We start from the raw sequence: 425 nt of genomic DNA, 5'->3' as shown, positions 1-425 counted from the left end.
GACCTGAGCCAAATCATGAAGCCCGCACACAGCGGGCTTTTTGCTTTTCTACGTTTCCACCCGTCGTTTTGCGTGCAACTCAGTCGATACGTGTGCCCCGCCCGAGCCACGCGGGACCGTATCGCCGCGGTGATACACTGAGACATTCCACCCGCGACGATTCCCCATGAAATTCTGTTCCAACTGCGGCCAGTCAGTCGTCTCGCGCATTCCTGCCGGCGACAACCGACTGCGCGACGTTTGCGACCACTGCAATACGATTCACTATGTGAATCCGCGCAACGTGGTCGGCACCGTGCCCGTTTGGAACGACCAGGTCCTCCTCTGCAAGCGCGCGATTGAGCCGCGCTACGGCTTCTGGACCCTGCCCGCCGGCTTCATGGAAATCGGGGAGACGACCGCCCAGGCCGCCAACCGGGAAACCG

General features: G+C 61.4%; 1 protein-coding gene. It reads left to right on the top strand.

Translation table 11 applies throughout. The features are described from left to right. Positions 1-166: 166 nt before the first annotated feature. Positions 167-425, top strand: a 259-nt coding sequence (locus C5L12_RS27870) for an NUDIX hydrolase (RefSeq protein ID WP_157949156.1), incomplete at its 3' end; no start/stop codon positions are given.

Origin of the sequence: Neorhizobium huautlense (assembly GCF_002968575.1) — a bacterium.
Taxonomy (GTDB): Bacteria; Pseudomonadota; Alphaproteobacteria; order Rhizobiales; family Rhizobiaceae; genus Neorhizobium; species Neorhizobium huautlense.
The sequence above is the reverse complement of the archived record's forward strand: the minus strand, read 5'-3'. Positions and strand labels throughout refer to the sequence as shown.